At 58.3% G+C, this 5,030-nt stretch carries 7 protein-coding genes; 4 read left to right on the forward strand and 3 right to left on the reverse strand.

What is annotated here, in order from left to right:
* Window positions 1-195: 195 nt before the first annotated feature.
* The 3 genes from ACP5E6_RS15970 to ACP5E6_RS15980 all read right to left on the reverse strand — a co-directional run bounded on the left by ACP5E6_RS15970 (window position 196) and on the right by ACP5E6_RS15980 (window position 2,513).
* Window positions 196-651, reverse strand: a complete 456-nt coding sequence (locus ACP5E6_RS15970; RefSeq protein ID WP_427955732.1) for a TlpA family protein disulfide reductase — start codon at window positions 649-651, stop codon at window positions 196-198.
* 88 nt (window positions 652-739) lie between these two features.
* Window positions 740-1,339, reverse strand: a complete 600-nt coding sequence (locus tag ACP5E6_RS15975; protein ID WP_427955734.1) for a hypothetical protein — start codon at window positions 1,337-1,339, stop codon at window positions 740-742.
* Complete coding sequence (locus ACP5E6_RS15980) at window positions 1,311-2,513, reverse strand: MFS transporter (protein ID WP_427955737.1); 1,203 nt, start codon at window positions 2,511-2,513, stop codon at window positions 1,311-1,313. The genes ACP5E6_RS15975 and ACP5E6_RS15980 overlap by 29 nt, the downstream gene beginning before the upstream one ends.
* 162 nt (window positions 2,514-2,675) lie before the next feature.
* Between ACP5E6_RS15980 and ACP5E6_RS15985 the strand changes: the two genes are divergently transcribed.
* The 4 genes from ACP5E6_RS15985 to ACP5E6_RS16000 all read left to right on the forward strand — a co-directional run bounded on the left by ACP5E6_RS15985 (window position 2,676) and on the right by ACP5E6_RS16000 (window position 4,960).
* Window positions 2,676-3,338 (forward strand): ArsR/SmtB family transcription factor, encoded by a 663-nt coding sequence (locus tag ACP5E6_RS15985; RefSeq protein ID WP_427955739.1) that lies wholly within the window; start codon window positions 2,676-2,678, stop codon window positions 3,336-3,338.
* A 137-nt stretch (window positions 3,339-3,475) separates the two neighbouring features.
* Window positions 3,476-4,108, forward strand: coding sequence for a tyrosine-type recombinase/integrase (locus ACP5E6_RS15990; protein ID WP_427955742.1), 633 nt, complete (start codon window positions 3,476-3,478; stop codon window positions 4,106-4,108).
* A gap of 178 nt (window positions 4,109-4,286) precedes the next feature.
* On the forward strand, window positions 4,287-4,538 hold the full coding sequence (locus ACP5E6_RS15995; RefSeq protein WP_427955745.1) for a FitA-like ribbon-helix-helix domain-containing protein: 252 nt from the start codon (window positions 4,287-4,289) through the stop codon (window positions 4,536-4,538).
* The gene (locus ACP5E6_RS16000; RefSeq protein ID WP_427955746.1) at window positions 4,535-4,960 is read left to right on the forward strand and encodes a type II toxin-antitoxin system VapC family toxin; all 426 of its coding nucleotides are present in this window, start codon (window positions 4,535-4,537) and stop codon (window positions 4,958-4,960) included. Before ACP5E6_RS15995 ends, ACP5E6_RS16000 begins: the two co-directional genes overlap by 4 nt.
* Window positions 4,961-5,030 lie beyond the last annotated feature (70 nt).

Below are 5,030 nucleotides of genomic sequence, written 5' to 3' on the forward strand. Positions count from 1 at the left end.
ATCCCGGCCATAGGAAGACGTCTTGGCGTCCCCCAAAAGCGGACATTCGGTGCCGAATGGCCGCTTATCCGTGAGCCATGCAAAGGCCACATGTTTTGCGAGAATAGAAAACTTGGCCGGACAAGGTATTCAAAGGTAACGCTGAACCATTTTATTGCTGTTGATTAATTTAGAGCGACAGTTTCTCACCATTATTCAGGCCGCGATCAATCTTTCAATAATCGAGCGGACGTCTGAAGCTGCATAATTCCGTCCGCCAACCGCTTTGTAGGCAATGCGTCCCATTTTATCGATGAGGAACGTGGTCGGAATGCCCGCGACGTGAAACGCGTCTGCGACTTTACTATGTTGATCGAGCAGGATTGGAAAGGTTGGTGACGGCGTTAATTGACCAAGATACGCAAAGACAACGCTTTGCGTTTCGCCTTGATCCAGTGCCAGAATTTGAAGGTCCTTGTTCTTGATCGATTGATGCAGCCGTTCGATTGACGGCATTTCGGCGCGGCAAGGCGGGCACCAGGTGGCCCAGAAGTTCACCAGTACGACCGTGCCGCGGAATTGTTTCAGCGAATAGGTCGGACCGGCGACGCTGGGTAGTGTAAAGTCTGGTGCGGGCGGACGCGGTGCAAGGGCCGTGAGCGGGGCGTTCACCCCGGCAAGTGCCGACCCCGTAAGTGCGGCTCCCGCCGCAGCGGCGCCAAGTCCGATCAGTGTTGCGCGGCGGGTCCGTCGGATGAGTTCATTTGCCGTCGGCACATTGCAGGTGGTGAAGGGTTGCTGTGTGGGTGTGTCCATGGTCGGTCCAGTGATAAATCAGGTTGAAACGCGTGCCGGGTTTGAGTTTGATCGTCGTGAACCCTTCGCCCCAGTCGCCGGGTTGGAAAGTCTGCTGGGCAGGGAAAATTGTGAAGCCGTAATCGACTCCTTCTGCGCTCCAGATGCGCTGCCAGCCACGTTTGCTGCGCAGCCGATGTCGGGCGTGATCGGGGGTCACCGCCTGCCACGTGGCGACATTGTATGTGATTGATTCGTTGGCATTGTTGCGCGCGTCGGTGCCGAACACGCAGTAGCGGGCGATCCGATCGACGTTTGCTGACGACGCACCCATGCCTTCGTAGATCCCACGCACATTGTCGGGCGTCAGTTGCTGCAGGGAAAGGCTGAAACCGTCCTTCACATTCGTCCAGGTCATGAGACCCGATTTCGGATTACGATGGGAAATAGTTGCGGCATCCGCGTTCGAGGCAGGGCTGATACTGGCAAGCAGGGCGATGGTGATCCAGCCACGCTGGATGCAGCGCCTGGCCGGATCAGGATTTTTGATGGTGTGGTTGAACAAGTCGAACATCCTTTGCGATCCATAGCCCCGATATAACGACGAGCGCTGCGGTCAGCCACATCGCCGGCCGCACCTCATCGGCGAGTTGTGCGACACCGCCGAGCAGCAGCGCCCCGATTGCGTAACCGGTGTCGCGCCAGTAGCGATAGGTGCCCAAAGCCTTGCCGCGCAACAGAGGCGGGGTCAGGTCCGACATCGCGGCAATCAGGTTGGGGTAGAGCAGCGCCATGCCGAGCCCCATCACAGCCGCCGCAGGAAACCAGACGGCCGGCCCAGTGCCAACTGCTGTGATGGCAATACCCACGGCGAGCAGCATGAATCCCGTCACGATCGGTACTTTGCGACCGACGCGATCGGCAAGATGGCCAGTCCAGAGTTGTGATAGGCCCCAGACCATCGCGTACAGTCCAGTGATCAACCCGATCATGCCGAGTTTGAGCCCCGCCCGGCGGAAGAAGATCGGGAACAGAACCCAGACCAAAGTATCCGCGATCTTGTTCACCACCCCGCCCTGGCACAATGCGCTTGTTGCCTTGTCTCGGAACGAGACGCGCATAAAGACCGCACCCCAACCGGGCGGAGGCGCCGGTTCTGAAGGTTGCACGCTCTGCGCATGCTCCGGGCGAACCCAGGGCAGCGTATCGCGAAGCAAGATCGATAAAGCCAGTGCCGTCACGATGGTCGCCAAACCGAAGCCGAGCAAGGCAATCCGCGGCCCGTAGGCCAGGGACAGATCGGCCGCGACAAATCCTGCGATCCCAACGGCGACATAGCCGACCGCTTCATTGATTCCGACCGCCAAGCCGCGCTGATGGCTTGCTGCCAAATCGATCTGACTGGTCACGGTCATGGTCCAGGTGAAACCCTGGTTGATGCCGAGAAATACATTGGCCACGATGATCCACCACCAATTCGGAGCAAAGTAGATCAGCAGGGGGATCGGCAGACCGGCGAACCAGCCGGCGATGAGGACCGGTTTGCGGCCGTGGCGATCGGACAAAGTACCAGCTACGAGATTGAGCGCACCCTTCACCAAACCGAACGAAAGCACGAAGCTTGCAAGGAACAGGAACGCACCGGGTTTGACACCGAAATTCGCACTCATTGTGGGCAGGACGGCACGCTCCATGCCAATCATCAGGCCGACGAACAGCACCTGGGTTGCCTGGAGCACGAACTGACGCTGGTTCAGGCTGATCCCACGCCGAAAGTCTGATGCGCTCGTCGTGACTTGCGTTCTCCCCGTGCTCAAGGTCGTGGACCCCAACCGCTCTTGACGCGGCGTTTATCATGTTCAATCACTATATCAGTTGAATGATTGAGTGAAGTCGTCTCGATGTCAAGCCTCGGTCCGAAGCACAGGATATTTGCCCGCCTTGCCGATATCGCCCAGGCGATTGGTCATGCGAACCGACTGGATATTCTGGAACATCTCGCGCAGGGGGAACTGAGTGTCGAGGAATTAGCCGCTCGAACCGGCCTGTCGATCGCAAACGCCTCGCGGCATCTACAAATCCTGCGTAAGGTGCGTCTTGCCGAGCCGCGCCGGGCGGGAAAGCGCATGATCTATCACCTGGTGGGCGAGACGGATGTGGTTGTCCTGCTCAGCGCATTGGGGCGAATCGGTGAACGCAACAGCGCGGAAATCCAGCTCGTCATGGCGAATTATTTCGGTAAACGGGACGCACTTGAACCGCTGACACGCGCTGAGTTGCTGGCGCGGGTGGAGGCGGATGACGTGTTGCTTCTCGACGTTCGGCCGGAAGATGAATACGCGAAGGGCCATATACCTACGGCCATCAGTATTCCTCTCGCCGATCTCGAATCCCGGATGAAAAGCTTGCCGCGCGATCGATTGATCGTCGCCTATTGCCGCGGACCATATTGCGTTTTTTCGGTCGAAGCCGTCGCTCTTCTGCGGGCGCAGGGTTTCCAGGTCCGGCGCTTGGAAGATGGGTTACCCGAATGGCGAGCGGCCGGCTTAACGACTGAAACGTGAGCAGGCTCGGCGGTCAGGTTCGGGATGTAGATTCTAAGCGCTGGCCGTTCGTTGCTGAAAGCATTCGACAGACTGGCGACCTGACCCCCCAGTGACACCACATTTCTCCTGGCCATCCTGGCCATATGGAGGGAACAATGGTGCATTCAGAGTTTGATCCGGGGTTCAAGGACCGCCGTCCATGGAATGCAGGGCATAAGCCCGGCGCCAAGCGAGCGTTCAAGCCGCAGCAGGTGTGGGCAATTCGCTTCTGGCTCGATCACCATCAGCGTCTTCGCGACCGGGCGCTGTTCGATCTTGCTATCGATAGCAAGCTCCGCGGATGTGACGTCGTGAAAATCAAAATCGGTGATTTGGTCAGCGGTGGGCGCATCAAATCGCGTGCCATCGTCGTTCAACAGAAAACGGGCCGTCCCGTACAATTCGAGGTGCTCGAACCCGCACGCACCAGCCTGCTTGCTTGGTTGGAACGGCGTGGTGGGTCGCTGGACGAGTTCGTGTTTCCGAGCCGCATCGATCACAACGACCATTTGAGTACGCGCCAGTACGCGAGGCTGGTGGATGAATGGGTTGTGGGTATCGGTCTGCATCGGGAGGACTACGGGACGCACTCCTTAAGGCGGACCAAAGCCTCGATTATCTACAAGCAAAGCGGCAATCTCCGGGCCGTCCAGCTCTTGCTGGGCCACACCAAAATCGAGACGACAGTGAGATATCTGGGCGTTGACGTCGAGGACGCGCTGGCTCTTGCGGAGCATACCGAGGTGTGATTTCGGCTGAGCGCAAGTGGGCCAATCCGCAATGATCGCCACCTGCCCACAGGCGCGGGCAGGTGGTTCTGCTGTTTGCAACCCTCAGCCGGCCAGCCGAGGGATAGTTCAGACTTGCCAATTGATATCAACATCATGATGATGATATCATCATTGCTCTAACGACTGGAATGAAAAAATGCCCGCAGTCACCATCCGCAACATCTCAGAGGAAACGCATCGCGCTTTGCGAACGCGCGCGGCACAGCACGGCCGAAGCACGGAAGCTGAAATCCGTGACATTCTGGATGCGGCAGTTCGACCGGAGGGCAGGGTCAAGCTTGGATCGCTTCTCAATGCCATTGGCCGCGAGGCGGGGCTGTCGGAACAAGAGGTAGCGGCTCTGCACAACCGCGACAAAACCGCCGCCAATCCGATGAATTTTGAATGATCCTAATCGACACGAATGTCATTTCTGAGCCCTGGAAGCCGGAGCCGGATGCGCGAGTCCTCGCATGGATCGACTCTCAGGCGATCGAGACCCTTTATTTATCAGTGATCACGATCGTGGAACTCCGATTTGGCATCGCGTCCCTGCCGGTCGGCAGGCGCCGACAAGTGTTGCACGATCGGCTGGAGGGAGACGTATTACCTCTATTCGAGGGGCGAGTGGTGTCCTTCGATTTGCCGATTTCGGCGGTCTATGCCGAATTGATGGCGCGGGCGAGGAGCGCAGGGAAAGCAATTGGCGTCGCTGACGGGTATATTGCCGCCACGGCGGCCCGGAAAGGGTTCCTTGTGGCGACCCGCGACACCATTCCCTTCGAAGCCGCAGGTTTGACCGTGATTAATCCCTGGGATTTTATCTCCTGAGCGCGTCAACCACGGCGTTCCCACTTAATTTCAGATGCCCCGTAAGCCGCCGTTCGCTGACCGGAACCGG

The organism is Acidiphilium sp., assembly GCF_049977125.1.
Taxonomy (GTDB): Bacteria; Pseudomonadota; Alphaproteobacteria; order Acetobacterales; family Acetobacteraceae; genus Acidiphilium.